The 15,563-nt window shown below is 42.5% G+C and carries 16 protein-coding genes; all 16 read right to left on the bottom strand.

The features are described 5' to 3' along the window. Window positions 1-6: 6 nt before the first annotated feature. Window positions 7-972 (bottom strand): flagellar motor protein MotB, encoded by a 966-nt coding sequence (locus tag CWB60_RS02995; protein ID WP_054983007.1) that lies wholly within the window; start codon window positions 970-972, stop codon window positions 7-9. 5 nt (window positions 973-977) lie between these two features. Beyond that, window positions 978-1,742 (bottom strand): flagellar motor protein, encoded by a 765-nt coding sequence (locus CWB60_RS02990; protein ID WP_029773814.1) that lies wholly within the window; start codon window positions 1,740-1,742, stop codon window positions 978-980. Next, entirely contained in the window at window positions 1,735-2,880 is a 1,146-nt protein-coding gene (locus CWB60_RS02985) for a protein-glutamate methylesterase/protein-glutamine glutaminase (RefSeq protein WP_138578897.1), read from the bottom strand. The genes CWB60_RS02990 and CWB60_RS02985 overlap by 8 nt, the downstream gene beginning before the upstream one ends. A gap of 51 nt (window positions 2,881-2,931) precedes the next feature. Then, window positions 2,932-5,160 carry a chemotaxis protein CheA gene (locus CWB60_RS02980; RefSeq protein ID WP_138578895.1) on the bottom strand — a complete coding sequence of 743 codons (2,229 nt, stop codon included), beginning with the start codon at window positions 5,158-5,160 and terminating at the stop codon, window positions 2,932-2,934. A gap of 15 nt (window positions 5,161-5,175) precedes the next feature. After that, window positions 5,176-5,943, bottom strand: coding sequence for a protein phosphatase CheZ (locus tag CWB60_RS02975; RefSeq protein WP_004588309.1), 768 nt, complete (start codon window positions 5,941-5,943; stop codon window positions 5,176-5,178). Window positions 5,944-5,958: 15 nt separating this feature from the next. Next, entirely contained in the window at window positions 5,959-6,342 is a 384-nt protein-coding gene (gene cheY / locus CWB60_RS02970) for a chemotaxis response regulator CheY (RefSeq protein WP_004588308.1), read from the bottom strand. 41 nt (window positions 6,343-6,383) lie between these two features. Further along, a complete protein-coding gene (locus CWB60_RS02965) occupies window positions 6,384-7,094 on the bottom strand; it encodes an RNA polymerase sigma factor FliA (RefSeq protein WP_024032309.1) in 711 nt (236 codons plus the stop codon). Window positions 7,095-7,120: 26 nt separating this feature from the next. Then, the gene (locus CWB60_RS02960; protein WP_138578893.1) at window positions 7,121-7,981 is read right to left on the bottom strand and encodes a MinD/ParA family ATP-binding protein; all 861 of its coding nucleotides are present in this window, start codon (window positions 7,979-7,981) and stop codon (window positions 7,121-7,123) included. Further along, window positions 7,974-9,449, bottom strand: coding sequence for a flagellar biosynthesis GTPase FlhF (flhF, locus tag CWB60_RS02955; RefSeq protein ID WP_138578891.1), 1,476 nt, complete (start codon window positions 9,447-9,449; stop codon window positions 7,974-7,976). The genes CWB60_RS02960 and flhF overlap by 8 nt, the downstream gene beginning before the upstream one ends. Window positions 9,450-9,471: 22 nt before the next feature. Next, window positions 9,472-11,583, bottom strand: a complete 2,112-nt coding sequence (gene flhA, locus CWB60_RS02950; protein WP_024032312.1) for a flagellar biosynthesis protein FlhA — start codon at window positions 11,581-11,583, stop codon at window positions 9,472-9,474. A gap of 205 nt (window positions 11,584-11,788) precedes the next feature. After that, the gene (gene flhB / locus CWB60_RS02945; protein WP_029773808.1) at window positions 11,789-12,922 is read right to left on the bottom strand and encodes a flagellar biosynthesis protein FlhB; all 1,134 of its coding nucleotides are present in this window, start codon (window positions 12,920-12,922) and stop codon (window positions 11,789-11,791) included. An 8-nt stretch (window positions 12,923-12,930) separates the two neighbouring features. Next, window positions 12,931-13,710: a flagellar biosynthetic protein FliR gene (gene fliR, locus CWB60_RS02940; RefSeq protein WP_029773807.1), complete on the bottom strand. Its 780-nt coding sequence runs from the start codon at window positions 13,708-13,710 to the stop codon at window positions 12,931-12,933. Between the two features lie 2 nt (window positions 13,711-13,712). Further along, window positions 13,713-13,982, bottom strand: a complete 270-nt coding sequence (fliQ, locus tag CWB60_RS02935) for a flagellar biosynthesis protein FliQ (protein ID WP_004588301.1) — start codon at window positions 13,980-13,982, stop codon at window positions 13,713-13,715. 42 nt (window positions 13,983-14,024) lie between these two features. Next, on the bottom strand, window positions 14,025-14,768 hold the full coding sequence (fliP, locus tag CWB60_RS02930) for a flagellar type III secretion system pore protein FliP (protein ID WP_029773806.1): 744 nt from the start codon (window positions 14,766-14,768) through the stop codon (window positions 14,025-14,027). 4 nt (window positions 14,769-14,772) lie between these two features. Then, complete coding sequence (gene fliO / locus CWB60_RS02925; RefSeq protein ID WP_029773805.1) at window positions 14,773-15,156, bottom strand: flagellar biosynthetic protein FliO; 384 nt, start codon at window positions 15,154-15,156, stop codon at window positions 14,773-14,775. Next, window positions 15,153-15,551 (bottom strand): flagellar motor switch protein FliN, encoded by a 399-nt coding sequence (gene fliN / locus CWB60_RS02920; RefSeq protein WP_004588298.1) that lies wholly within the window; start codon window positions 15,549-15,551, stop codon window positions 15,153-15,155. Before fliN ends, fliO begins: the two co-directional genes overlap by 4 nt. Window positions 15,552-15,563 lie beyond the last annotated feature (12 nt).

Genomic DNA, 15,563 nt, shown 5'->3' with positions numbered 1-15,563 from the left:
TCCTAATTACTGTTCATTGCGCGTGGTGATTCTGATGCCACCATGAGGTAAACGAATTATTTTAATAGAGTTATCATCAGAGGGAAGTTCCACCTCTGGCTCAGGCGCAGCTTGTTGCACTTGCTCATCAGGCTCAGCTTCATTTTCGGTGGTTTGTTGTACTAAGCCATACTTAGAAAGCGCAATAACAACTTTACGATTCTCTGCTCGACCCGCTGCGGTGTCGTTATCGGCAAAAGGTGAGTATTGCCCATACCCCTCGATTGCCATTCGCGCTGGGTTAATTCCTAACGTTTCTAATTCAACTAAAATAGAGGTCGCCCGTGCAACTGACAACTCCCAGTTAGAGCGAAACATTTCATTGCGAATACTTTCGTTATCTGTGTAACCTCTTACCCTTATGTAGTTATCTACTGGGGCAATAATATCTTTTACAATTTTTACGACTTGCTTAGCTCGCGCGTGGGCCACAGAGCTACCACTTGAGAACAGCATTCCTGAACTTAGCTCAATAATAAGCCAATCTTGGTTAAGCTCTAAACTGGCTTCTCCATCACGAATTTCATCAATAAGTGCTGAATGTAATTTAGTTAACAAACTATCGAGTGGTTTACCTAAATGTTTTTGTTTTATATTGCTGGTATCACTATGTCCATCTAGCAGCTCTGGGCCAGACTCCTGTTTTTGAATGCTCTCACCGTACAATAACTCTTGCTCAGGGGTAACACGGTCAGTAAGTAGCCCTTCGCCTGTCACGCCCTCACCTTGTTGCGATTGCTGCCTTGCTGACTTGTCAAAAACCTGTTCTAGGGAGTCTGAGAGGATTTGAAAGCTTTCTTCTTTATTTATGGCAATGGCATACATAACCACAAAAAAGGCAAACATAATGGTCATGTAATCAGCATAAGAGACTAACCAACGTTCTGTATGTTGATTTTTTTCAGCTGATTGACGTAAGCGCCGGCGTAACATAAAAGTTACTCTACCACGACATTAGGGCGCTCTGTGCGATAAGCTTCAAGCTTTAATTCTATGTTAATAGGACTTTCGCCAAGGCTTATAGCAATCACCCCTTCGGCCATCATTTCATGGTAAAGCATTTTTTGCTCTACTCGCTGCTTAAGCTTATTGGCCATAGGTAAAAATAATAAGTTAGCTAAACCCACCCCATATATTGTTGCAATAAATGCGGTGGCGACCCCTGCACCTAGCTTTTGAGGGTCGGTAATAAATGACATTGCTTGAATAAGACCAAGTACAGCCCCTAAAATACCTATAGTTGGGCTATATCCGCCCATGGCTTCGTACACTTTACTTGCTTCAAGTAAGCGGTCTCGTTCAAGCATTAAATCTATTTCTAAGGTGTCGCGTAGCTTTTGCTCCGAACACCCATCCACTAGTAAACTAAGCCCTTTTGCTGCATAAGGATCTGGGTGACTAAGTGCCTCTTTTTCAAGCGCTAAGTACCCTTCCTGGCGAGCTTTATGCGACCACGTTTTAATTTGCTCTATGGCTTGCTCAATATTGTACTGGGGTGAAAAAAACACCCAATGGCTCATGCTTAGCGTTTTTTTAAAGGTGCTTGTCGCCGTTTGCAACATAACAGCCCCTAAGGTGCCGCCAAGTACAATAATAAGTGCAGGGCCATTAAATAACGCCGTGACAACGCCACCCTCTAAAGAGTAACCAATCGCTATAGCGCCCAGCGCAATGATTAACCCTAAAACTGAGAGCTTATCCACAACCAGTCTCTCTTTTTAATCTTGCTGCTACGTCGTTTAACGCTAAATGCTCAGAGGCAAGCCCAGCGTTGGCAATGGCTTGAGGCATACCGTATACCACACAGCTTTTTTCATCTTGCGCCCAAATTGTTGCGCCAGATTGCTTAAGCATTCGCGCGCCATCACGTCCATCAGCGCCCATGCCGGTTAAAACAATAGCAAGTACATCTCCTTGGTAGCTTTTGGCAACACTTGCAAAAGTCACATCAACGCTTGGTTTGTAGCTTATACGTTCACTATTATCTTCAAATACACGCAGCGTTTTGTTACCACTTCGCCCCTCTACCATCATTTGCTGTCCACCAGGGGCTAAGTAGGCTGTGCCGGCTTCTAGCCTGTCACCTTGTTGCGCTTCTTTAACGCGTATTTTGCAAAGGCTATTTAAACGTGCCGCAAACGCAGGCGTAAATGCTGCTGGCATGTGCTGAATTAACAAAATAGGGTGTGCAAAGTTAGCAGGTAATTGGGTTAATATGGTTTGTAAAGCAACTGGCCCGCCAGTTGAAGTGCCAATAGCCACTATTTGATAGTGTTTACCGCTGGCACGCGTGGGCATACTGGGTGTAGTTGTTGTCTGCACTGGGGCGGCACGTTGAAAGCTTCTATCAGGTTGTTTAAGCGATGAGCTTGTTGTGGCAAGTTTGCTTGCATGTGCAGCAGTTGTCTTACTTGATGTTAATGGCCTAACAGGGCGTGGAGCACGCCTGCGACCAATTTCCTTCACTTTGGCTTGCAATAACTTGATTGCATCTTCGTTATTTCGTGCAATGTCTTCAAACTTTTTCGGTAAAAAGTCCATAGCTCCGGCATCAAGTGCATCTAAAGTTGCGGTTGCACCGTCGCGAGTTAATGAAGAAAACATAAGTATTGGCGTTGGGTTACTCGCCATAATTTCTTTTACTGCGCTAATACCATCAAGCACAGGCATTTCTACATCCATGGTGATCATATCTGGACGTAACTGCGCTGTTTTTTCTACGGCTTCTCTACCGTTAACAGCAAAACCTATTACTTCAATACCGCTGTCTTGTTCAAGAATTTCGCTTACTCGACGGCGAAAAAAACTGGAATCGTCAACAACTAAAACTTTTACGGCCATTGCGCTCTCTTATTAAATTTATGTGTAGGCATACACAGGTATGCCTACATTTTATCCTGCGTAATGCTTAAGCATATTAGGTACATCCAGAATCAGCGCAATACCACCGTCAGATGTAATTGTTGCACCAGCCATTCCAGGCGTACCTTGTAATAACGCATCAAGAGGCTTAATAACAACTTCTTCTTGGCCAATTAATGAATCAACCACAAAGCCAACTTGCTGAGTACCTATTTGTACAATTACCACATGACCTTGCGCTTTTCGCTGAGAACAATCAGCACCTTTAACTAGCCAATGCTCTAAGTAAAATAGCGGTATCGCTTTTTTACGAACAATAATTGTAAGCTGGCCATCTACCACATTGGTTTTGGTTAAATCTAAGTGGAATATTTCACTCACACCAGCAAGTGGTAACGCAAACGTTTGCTCACCAACAATAACCATCAGCGTAGGTAAAATAGCCAGTGTTAATGGTACTTTTATCTCTAAAATAGTCCCTACGCCCAACTCTGACTGTATACTCACAGAGCCATTAAGCTGCGTAATTTTAGTTTTTACTACATCCATGCCTACGCCACGGCCAGAAATATCAGATATCTCTTCTTTGGTCGAAAAGCCTGGTGCAAATATTAAGTTATACGCTTCTGTATCTGATAAGCGACTTGCCTGATCATGGTCAATAACGCCTTTACTGATCGCTATTTTTTTCAGTTTTTCCGCATCCATACCTGCACCATCATCTTTAATGGTTAACAAAATATGGTCGCCTTCTTGCGAAGCCGATAATGTAACGTTACCGGTTCTAGGCTTACCCGCAGCTTCACGCGCTGCTGGCATTTCAATTCCGTGGTCAACTGAGTTTCGTACTAAATGCACCAACGGATCGGCCAGTGCCTCAACTAAGTTTTTATCTAAATCGGTTTCTTCACCTACAAGCTGTAAATCAATTTCTTTATTTAAGCTACGGGCTAAGTCACGTACTACGCGAGGGAATCGGCCAAACACTTTTTTGATAGGCTGCATTCGCGTTTGCATTACTGCACCTTGAATATCAGCAGTGACCACATCAAGATTTGATATCGCCTTACCCATCGCTTCACTGTCTGTATTGGTCGCTAAACTAACCAACCTATTTCGTACTAATACCAACTCGCCAACCATATTCATTATTTGGTCTAAACGCTTTGTATCAACACGTACTGTGGTTTCAGCAGGTGGAGGCGTAGCTTTTTTAGGTGCAGCGCTACTCGCTGGTTTTTCAGCCACTTTAGGTGTAGGCGCAGCGGCTTTAGCCGCCGGAGCTTGTTTTGCTGCAGGTGCTGGCGTAGGCTTTTCTGGCGTAGGTTTTGCTGGCGTTTGTGCTACAGGTGCAGCCTTAGGTGGCTGCGGTGCAGGTGTGTCAGCTTCTTTTGATTCTGGTGCGGCGCCTTTACCATGCAGTTCATCAAGCAGTGCTTCAAATTCATCATCGCTGATTTCATCATCACCGCTATCATTTGCAACAGCCGCTGGTGGTGCTGTGTGTTTTACTTCTGGCTCACCGCTTGAAGTATCTCCTGCAACCGGACCAAAACTACCTACACCGTGTAATTCATCTAATAAACTGTCAAATTCATCATCGGTAATATCTGAACTTGAATCTGGCTCTGCACTTGCACTTGGTTGCGACACCGGGCTTTGGCCTTTGCCGTGTAACTCATCGAGTAAGCTTTCAAATTCATCTTCTGTAATTTCGTCAATTTGCGTGCTATCTGCTGAAGGGCTTGAACCTGCCACATCAAATAGTTCATCAAATGCAAATGGGTCTTCATCATCTGTTGCGCTAACGGGAGCTGCGGGTTCTTGTTCAACAACTTCGGGGGTTGTTTCAGTAAGCTCGTCATCCGTAGGCGGTTGACTAAGTTTATGAAGAGTTTCTAATAATTGAGGGTCTGCTGGGTCTGGCTGTTCGCGATTTTGAATAGTGGCAAACATTTCATTAATGGTATCTAGTGCTTGTAAAATCACATCCATTAATTCTGAATTAACAGTTCTAACCCCTTGGCGTAAGAGATCAAATACGTTTTCAGCACCATGACAGGCATCAACAAGCTCAGTCATAGCTAAAAAGCCTGCCCCTCCTTTTACGGTATGAAAGCCCCTAAAAATAGCATTTAGTAACTCAGTATCTTCTGGGTTATTTTCTAGCTCAACTAACTGTTCAGATAAAAGCTCTAGGATTTCTCCAGCCTCTACAAGAAAGTCTTGTAAAATATCTTCATCGACTTCAAAGCTCATGCAGTTACTCTCCTCTTAGAAGCCCAAACTTGATAATAGGTCATCGACCTCGTCTTGGTCAGATACAACATCATTTCGCGACTCTTTATCAATAATAGGGCCTTCAGGACCTGCTAATGTTTGTGCGGCAACCAGTTCTTCTGTTTCTTGTTGTTCTTTACTTTCAGCTATGCTGTCATCTTGTGCAGCAAATGCTGTTAAAAGGTGGATTAAACTTTCTTCTACTTCTCTGACTAATTCAATTACACGGCGGATAACCTGGCCGGTTAAATCTTGAAAATCCTGCGCCATTAGTACATTGGTCATTAAAGTTTGCAACTCATCGGTTTTATGATGAGAGCTGTTCATAAACTTGTCGATGCTGTGGCATAAGGTTTTAAACTCGCCCAGCTCTATTTCGCGGTTCATAAGCCTATCCCAAGTAGGCTTAATATGTGCAATTTCATCTGCTAGCTGCTGCGCAATAGGCAGGCTTGCTTCGACCGCATCCATTGTCTTATTAGCTGCATTTTCTGTCATTTCCATGACATAGTTTAAGCGCTTTTTCGCATCCGGAATTGCATCAGTGGTTAAATCGGTTAAACGCGTATCAAGTTCAAAGCTTTTAAGGGCTTCGTGTAATTGGCGTGTTAACTTACCTACTTCAGCAAAAAGCTGCGATTGCTCTTGAGAGGCAGTATCTAAAATTAATTGATCTGCTTTATCTTGCTCACCGTTTTCTAAAAAAACGACGAGCTGACGAGCTTGTTCTAAAGTAATTTGAGGCGCAGCTGGTGCTGACATAAGCCTCTCCTCTCATTAACCTAAGCGTTCAAACACTTTTTCTAATTTAGTTTTCAAAGTACCAGCAGTAAATGGCTTAACAATATAGCCATTAACACCTGCTTGCGCTGCCGCTATTATTTGTTCTTTTTTAGCTTCTGCCGTCACCATTAAAACCGGAATATGTTTTAATTTTTCGTCAGCTCTAATGGCTCTTAGCAAGTCAATACCCTGCATGCCTGGCATGTTCCAATCGGTTACAACAAAGTCAAAAACCTGATTTTGCAACATAGGTAATGCTGTAGAACCATCGTCAGCTTCTTGAACATTCGTGAACCCTAGGTCACGCAACAGATTTTTTATAATACGTCTCATTGTAGAGAAATCATCAACAACAAGAATTTTCATGTTTTTATCCAAAACATCCTCCGGTGAGGTCTTAACCTATAATTTACTTACTACTAGTTTATCCAGTCATTGATTTTTGCTTTGAGCTTAATCATCGCCTGACCATGTATCTGACTTACACGCGATTCACTTACATCGAGTATATGCCCAATTTCTTTTAAATTCATTTCATCGTTGTAATACAAAGAAAGCACCATTGCATCTCGCTCTGGTAAAGACTTTATTGCCTCTAACAATGAATTATTAAACCGTTCATTTTTAACATTATTAAATGGTTTGTCTAGCGCTAAATCTTGACCTGCTGGGCTAATAACATCTTCATCTACCCCTAGGTCTTCTATACCAAGCACTTTACTGGAATTAACATCATTTAAAATATGATGGTATTCTTCTAGCGAAATATCAAGTTTTTCAGCTACTTCAGTATCTTTTGGTTCTCTATTTAAGCTATTTTCTAATTCTGTGATAGTTTCGGCTACTAATCGGCTTTTACGGTGCACCGAACGTGGTGCCCAATCCCCTCTGCGCATTTCATCAAGCATAGCGCCGCGGATACGAATACCAGCAAACGTTTCAAAGCTTGCCCCTTTACTGGCGTCAAAGTTTTTTGAGGCCTCGATAAGGCCAATCATTCCCGATTGGATTAAGTCATCAAGCTGAACGCTAGGAGGAAGACGAGCTATTAAATGGCACGCCACTTTTTTGACAAGCGACGCGTGTTTTTCAACAATCACATTTAGATTTTGTGTTGATTGATATCCCATAGCTCTTTTCACCGATGTTGTCATAATCAGCCGTTTACTAGCTTCTCAATGAAAAACTCTAAATGTCCTGAAGGTTGATTAGGTATAGGCCATTTTACTGCTTTTGTCGCTAATGTTTTAAACGCAACTGCTGCTGGTGAATTAGGGAAAAGATCGACAATTACTTTTTGTTTACGCGTAGATTTACGCATATTTTCATCATATGGAATAGTCGCAACAAGCTCCATAGACACATCTAAAAAGCGGTCTGTTACTTTAGAGAGCTTTGCAAAAAGCTCTTGACCCTCGCGCATACTGCGCACCATGTTTGCAACAATTTTAAATTTATAAACGCCATGCTCGCGGCTAAGTACTTTAATAAGCGCGTAGGCATCAGTAATAGAGGTCGGCTCGTCGCACACCACCACCATGACATCTTGCGCTGCACGAGAAAAACTCAGCACCATGTCAGAAATACCAGCGGCGGTATCTACAATTAAAATATCAAATTCGGTATTAAGCTCACTAAAGGCACGAATTAACCCAGCATGCTCAGATGGGGTTAGCTCCACCATATTTTGCGAGCCTGATGTAGCAGGCACGATTTTAATACCGCCTGGGCCTTCAACTAAAATCTCGTCAAGTTCGCACTCACCTGAAAGGACGTGAGATAAGTTTTTTTCAACACGTAGTCCTAGCATTACATCACAATTAGCTAGGCCTAAATCGGCATCTAATACTAATACACGATTACCCTGCTGCCCTAAAGCAATAGCAGTATTTAAAGAGACGTTGGTTTTACCCACCCCTCCTTTACCGCCAGTGACAGCGATAACTTTTACGCCGTTGTTATTGTTTTGACTCATTTTGCGCAGGCCGCTTGCTTGATCTAATACTGTGTTAATCATACATCCCTACTGTGCTTGGCGCCACCGCTTGGTGCCTTGAATGTTGTGCTTTTGCTCTTTTTAAATACAATTGCTCAGCTTTTTTTACTAGTTTTTCAGCATTTGCAACGCGAATATCTTCTGGTACACGCTGACCATTAGTAAGATACCCTATCGGAAGACGATTTTGAATCGCTATACTAATAATCTCACCTAAACTTAATGATTCATCTAACTTAGTGAAAATACAACCGCTTAGCTGAACCTTTTTAAAATGTCTCACCGTTTCTTGTAGAACATTTATTTGTGCAGTAGCACTTAATACTAAATAACTACGTATATCTACTCTTTGGTTACGCATTAAGGTGTTTAGCTGTTCAGTTAAGCGTAAATCACGTTGACTCATACCCGCTGTATCAATTAATACTAGACGCTTATTACGTAAATGATATAAAACTTCAGCTAATTCATTGGCATCTTTTACTTGTTTAACACCACAACCAATAATACGGCCATACGTAGCAAGCTGCTCATAAGCACCTATTCTGTAGGTATCAGTCGTTATTAGGGCGACTTTATCGGCGCCATATTTTTGTGCCCCTAATGCTGCAAGTTTAGCAACTGTGGTTGTTTTACCTACACCAGTAGGCCCTACAAGTGCGTACACACCACCTTGACGAAGAATTTCATTATTGGTGGTCTGCATTTGATCTTCAACCATTTGTAATAATGCCTTCCAACCTTGCTGGCGCGATACGTCATCAGGAATAAAACACGCCATTTGCTCTGCAACGTCTTTATCTATCCCCATGCCAACTAACCGATCAATCATGCATGCACGTGTTGGGTCGCGACGCGCCATATCTTGCTGCATTAAACCCGATACTTGGTGCTCTAGTAACTGGCGAATTGCGTTCATTTCATCACGCATTGCGCTCATTTGAGCGCTTTCGTTATTATTAGCTTGGCTACGCGGTGCAACCGCCGTATCTAGCTCGTCAAAATCTTGATCTAGGTCATCAAAGCCTAAGCTGTCAGCTTGGGTTTGCATGCGTTTTGGCGCTCCATTTTCGCGTGCAAACATATTTGTAGTACGTGGCTGTGCTGGCTCTTGATAATGCTCAGATGTATCAATACCTGATTGCGAAAACATAGAAGCAAGCTCAGGAGAGCGAGGACGCGGCGACTGACGCTCTAATAACGCTTGTAAGCTATCGGCGACTGCTGCTTGTGGCTCAGGTTGCGCACGCTGCGGCTCTGGCTTTACAAAGTTATGAGCGTTTTGTTGAACATCTCTTTGAGGAGCTGGCGCTGCCTGTGGTTGCGCTGCGGCTTTAGGGGCTGCTTTGTCGTAATCTACTGCGGCAACAATTTCTACACCATTAGCGAGTTTTTTGTTCGACATAATAACGGCATCAACACCTAACTCATCTTTAACTTCTTTCAGTGCGGTGCGCATATCTTTAGCAAAAAAACGTTTAATCTTCATGGTTCAACCCCTGTTAAAATCTTTATTGTTGGCCTACTGAGCTGACAATCTTGATCTGTCTTTCATCTGGTACCTCTTGATAAGACATCACCCTTAAACCCGGTATGGTGTACTTAACAAAACGAGATAACACAGTGCGTAACATTCCTGACGTTAGCAATATTGAAGGTTCTCCGGCCATTTCTTGATTCTGATGCGCTTCGTTTAATGATGTTTGAAGTCGCTCAGCAAGGCTTGGTTCTATTCCGGCACCTTCGTCGCCTGCATTTTGTAATGACTGATGCAACATCTGTTCCAACTCAGGCGCCAAGGTTATGACAGGGATTTCTGATGACATGCCCACAGCGTCTTGTACGATTAAACGGCGCAGCGAAATACGCACTGCAGCTGTTAAAACATCGGCATCTTGGCTACGTGGGCCGTACTCTACAAGGGTTTGAACAATAGAGCGCATATCACGAATAGCCACACCTTCGTTTAATAAATTTTGCAGTACTTTTACAACGGTTGTCAGTGGTAGTACTTCTGGCACTAACCCTTCTACTAAACGTGGATGGCTTTTTGCTAACATATCAAGCAGGTTTTGAACCTCCTCATGCCCTAGCAATAATGCGGCACTGTTAGTTAATAACTGGCTAATGTGGGTGGCGACCACAGTGGCTGAATCAACCACGGTGTAACCTAGTGACTGTGCTTCGTCTTTTTGATCAGGCTTTATCCACACCGCATCTAAGCCAAATGCAGGGTCTTTGGTTTCAACCCCTTTAATAGGGCCAAATACTTGCCCTGGGTTGATGGCCAGTTCATCGCCATGTTTGAGCTCGCCTTCACCACTTGAAACACCCATCATGGTAATACGGTACGCATTAGGGTCTAACTCTAAGTTATCGCGAATATGTACAGGCGGTACTAAAAAGCCAAGCTCCTGAGATAACTTTTTACGCACCCCTTTAATTCGGTTGAGCAGCTCACCACCTTGAGATTGGTCAACAAGCGGAATAAGCCTGTAGCCAACTTCTAAGCCAATAACGTCAATTTGTTGTACATCGTCCCATCCAAGCTCTTTTTGCTCTTGCTTGTTTGCAACGCCAGTACCGGCAACGGCACCACTTTCAGCCTCTTGGGCTGCTAGAGCAGCGGCTTTTAATTTTTGCTGCTGAGTAAAATAAGCTAAGTAGCCAAGTAGTGCGCCTAAACTTAAAAAAGCAATATGAGGCATACCCGGAACCAACCCCATAATGATTAAAATACCTGAGGCGATAAATAATGATTTTTCGTTACCTAATTGGGCTTTAAATTGCTCACCCATGTTATGTGATTCGTTTTGGCGAGTAACAACAATAGCAGTACCAATAGAGAGTAATAATGAAGGAAGCTGCGCCACAAGGCCGTCACCAATGGTAAGTAAAGTATATACTTCCATTGCGCGGCTAAAGCTCAAGTCGTGTTGGATCATGCCCACAAATAAGCCGCCAACAATATTAATAATTAATATCACGATACCGGCAATGGCATCGCCTTTTACAAACTTACTCGCCCCATCCATAGAGCCGTAAAAGTCAGCTTCGCGGGTTACTTCACTGCGGCGCTCACGTGCTTGCTCTGCACTAATAAAGCCAGCGTTTAAGTCGGCATCTATCGCCATTTGTTTACCCGGCATAGCGTCTAGCGTGAAACGAGCCGATACTTCAGAAATACGCCCTGCACCTTTGGTTATTACTACAAAGTTTATAATGATCAAAATTAAAAACACCACTAAACCTACCGCGTAGTTTCCGCCAATAACCACTGAGCCAAACGCTTCAATTACCTTACCAGCCGCATCGCCCCCGTTGTGACCCTCAAGGAGCACCACGCGTGTGCTGGCAACATTTAGGGCTAAACGCATAATTGTAGCGATTAACAGTACCGCCGGAAACATGCCAAATTCGAGAGGTTTCATGGTGTAAACAGTCACCAGTAAAACAACCAAGGCAAGAGCAATATTAAATGAAAATAATATATCAAGAAGAAATGGTGGCAGCGGTAAAATAACCATACCCAGCGCTGCAAGTACTAATAGCGGTGTGCCAACACCTTTGGCATACTCTTTTTTATCTTTGTTAAGTTGTTGTAATACCGCTTTAAAATCCATAACTCTACAATTCAATAAATTGACACTAGCCTGAAATAGCAATAACTATTCCAAGTATAGAGTCAGCAATAGATTCATTGAGTATTGATGCAAAATTTAAAGCAAGTGAGAGACAAGAGCGTATGGGCTTTATGGTTTGAATTTTCAGCCCCGTGTTGATATTTAGGCAAGGCGCCCCTGTAAAGTGTGGTTAGCTCAGCTTACCCTAATCGTATTTAAAATCATCCGGAATAGGCAGTTTAGACTTAAGAGGGATGGGGCGCTTTCCGCGACCTTTTTTAAAGCGTTTAAGCTGAAATACATAGGCTAAAACTTGCGCTACAGCGGTAAATAGCTGATCTGGGATCTGTTGGCCTATTTCAGCAGTATGATAAAGCGCCCGCGTAAGCATAGGGGATTCTACAATCGGTACTTCGTTACCTTTGGCTATTTTACGAATTTGCATAGCCATTTCATCTATCCCTTTGGCAAGTACAATCGGTGCACCTGCTCGCTCAGTATCGTATTTTAGCGCCACAGAATAGTGAGTAGGATTGGTTACAATTACGTCGGCATCGGGGACATCTTGCATCATCCTTCGCTGCGACATTTGCCTTTGTGTTTGCCTAATGCGCGCTTTAATTTGCGGATCACCCTCTGAGTTTTTGTACTCGTCTTTGATCTCCTGCATGGTCATTTTAAGTTGTTTGTTGTGGTTATAACTTTGATAAGGCGCATCTATTGCGGCAATAATCACCAAAGTGCACGACAACCCTAAAAACATCCACGAGAGCATTTCAAGGGCATGAATTATATTACTAGGTGCGCTTTCAATACTTAAATGCAAAATTTCATCAAAAAAAGTTTGAATCAAAAACACCGCAAAAATAGCCACCAGCGCAAACTTTAATATAGACTTTACAAGCTCTATCGCTGCTTGTGGGCCAAACATGCGTTTAAAACCCTTTATTGGCGACATTTTACTGGGCTTAGGTGCTGCAGCTTCCCAACTAAAATTAAAGCCGCCGAGTAAGGTATTTCCTATAAATGCTGCAATAACAATAATTAAAACAAACATCGCCACTGGAAACAGCAGCGCACTGGCCACCTCACTCCACACCGCAAACATTTTAGTGGTGTCGTAGGTTTCACTGCGATTTAAAGACAGCATCCTACCCATAATATTGTATAAGCCTTTGCCTATTTCGGGCCCATATAACAGCAACGAAATTGCAGAAAAAATAAGTACAAACATAGTCCCTAGCTCTTTTGAGCGTGCTATTTGACCTTTCTTTTTAGCATCTTCGAGCTTTTTGGAGGTGGGTTCTTCTGTTTTTTCTTGTCCTGAATCTTCAGCCATTGCCCCTCCTACACCGTACAGCCAACAAGGCTACACATTAGCTCAATCATTTTTAACCACTGAAATTCAAATTGGGTTACAAAATTACCTAAGGTAGCCCAAATAATAATTAAACCGGCAACTAATGTAAACGGAAAACCTATTGAGAAAATGTTTAATTGCGGTGCTGCGCGGGTCATAATACCAAATGAAATATTAATAATGAGCATGGCCGTAAGGGGGGCTAAAGCCAATACCAGTGCAGTGGTAAACATCCAGCTGCCCCACGTTACTATGTCCCAGTAATGATCAACAGCCCACCACTGGCCGTTTATAGGCAACACCGAAAAACTATGCACCACCATTTGAATCATCATTAAATGGCCATTAAAAACAAAAAATAACAAGGTCGCTAAAATTAAGTAAAACTGGCCAACTGCAGGCACACTCGCACCATTTGAAGGGTCTATAACAGAGGCAAAGCCCAAACCGGTTTGCATTGCCAGTATTTGCCCAGCAAGCACAAAGGTATTTAGCATTAGCGTAGAGGCAAACCCTATCGCAACACCTATCAACATTTGCTGAATAACCACCAGCACCATTTCAAAAGAAAATAAATTAGTAAATGTTGCAGGAGGCAGCGCTGGCACCACTAAAAACGTTACCACTACCGCCAATCCCATTTTAATGCGGGTAGGTACGTTTTGTGCGCCTAAGCCCGCCATAATCATGATCATAGAGCTTATGCGAACTAAAGGCAGTAAAAAATCACTTAACCATTGAATAACAAAAGAAAAAGGAAATTCCACAATTAGCCTGCAATTTCAGGAATGAGTAACACTAGGCGGGTAAAAAAGTCCATTAGCTCTTGAGTAAGCCAATGCCCACCTACAATAAGTGCTCCAATGGTAATTAATAAGCGCGGTAAAAAACTTAGGGTTTGTTCATTAATTGAGGTTGCCGCTTGGAACACCGCCACCACTAAACCAACAAGTAAACCAGGTACCACAATAGCTGATACCAGCTTAATAACTAAAAACAGTGCATCGCTAAGAATATCAACAAAAATTTCTGGTTCCATGTTGTACTCCTAATGTTTAAAAGTGCGAATGTAAAACATGGTTTATGTACCTAGTCCAAAGCTTTTAGCTAACGTGCCCATTACTAGGCTCCAGCCATCGACCAGTACAAATAACATTATTTTAAAAGGCAAGGACACTATCATGGGCGAGAGCATCATCATACCCATGGCCATTAATACCGAGGCAACCACTAAATCCACAATTAAAAACGGTATAAAAAACATAAAACCAATAATAAAGGCGGTTTGTAGTTCACTGGTCACAAATGCAGGTATTAACACAATAAGCGGTGTGGCCTCTGGCGAATCAAGCTGCTCATAACCTGCTATTTTGGCAAACGTTTCTAAGTCTTTTAATCGTACCTGCGAGAGCATAAAGGCCTTCATGGGCTCCTTTGCAAGCTCTAATGCTTGTACCGAAGTAACTTGTTCATTTAAATAAGGTTCTATCGCACGCTCGTTAACTTGCTGATAAATAGGCGCCATAATAAAAATACTTAAAAAAAGCGACATCCCTAATAAAACTTGGTTTGAAGGTGTTGATTGTAAACCAATGGCTTGGCGCAAAATAGCCAGTACAACAATAATACGGGTAAACGAAGTCATCATAATTATGGCGGCAGGAATAAAGCTCAGCGCCGTCATAATTGCCAGTACTTGCAAGGTTACAGAGTAATCTTGCGTCCCGTCGGCATTGGTTGTAATGGTTAGAGCGTCTATGCCCTCTGCACTGCTTGCAACAGGTACAAATAACACAGCTAAAATAATCAGCAGCCACTTTATCATAGGGTTAATTCTTTTTATTTTGATTCGTTTGCGGGTTTAGTAGTTTGCTAAATCGCTTAGCAAGTTCTGGCAGTTCTTTTTCACTTAACGGCGTGTCTAATTTATGTAAGTAGTTAATACTGTGCGGGGTGACCCCTAATAAATGCTGTGCATTATCTATTTCAACCACCATTAAGCGCTCTCGTGAGCCAAGCGGTAAGCTTCGTACCACTTTAAATTCTTCGCTATTAGCTAAATTTGGATTAAGTTTTTTAACAAAAAATGCCAGCACTACAATCAGTACTAGCACCGCAACCAACGACAACACCATAGACAAAATGTCGGCCGTAGGTGTTAACGTTTCTGCCTTTGTAAATACTGAGTTTGTTAAAACAGCAAGGGAGCTCATCGTAATTTTTTGATCCGCTCTACCTGGCTAATAACATCCGTTAAACGAATACCAAATTTATCATTCACTACAACCACTTCGCCATGGGCAATGAGCGTACCATTTACTAATACATCCAGTGGTTCTCCGGCTACGCGGTCTAGTTCAACAACAGAGCCTTGGTTTAGCTGCAGTAAGTTACGAATATTTATTTTAGAGCGCCCTACTTCCATAGAAATAGTCACAGGAATATCTAAAATTGTATCGAGTTTACGCTTTTCGTCACCGCTAAGCTCATGTTTAGCATCACTTAGTTCATCAAGCTCTGCTACATGCGCTTCGGCGCTCTCATCACCGCCTTCGGCTTCAGCTAGGGCTGCTGCCCATTCGTCCATTGTGTCTTGATCATCGCTCATACTTTTAACCTT

This window comes from Pseudoalteromonas sp. S327, from assembly GCF_005886415.1.
GTDB lineage: Bacteria > Pseudomonadota > Gammaproteobacteria > Enterobacterales > Alteromonadaceae > Pseudoalteromonas > Pseudoalteromonas atlantica.
This window is presented reverse-complemented; position numbering and strand designations above follow the sequence as displayed.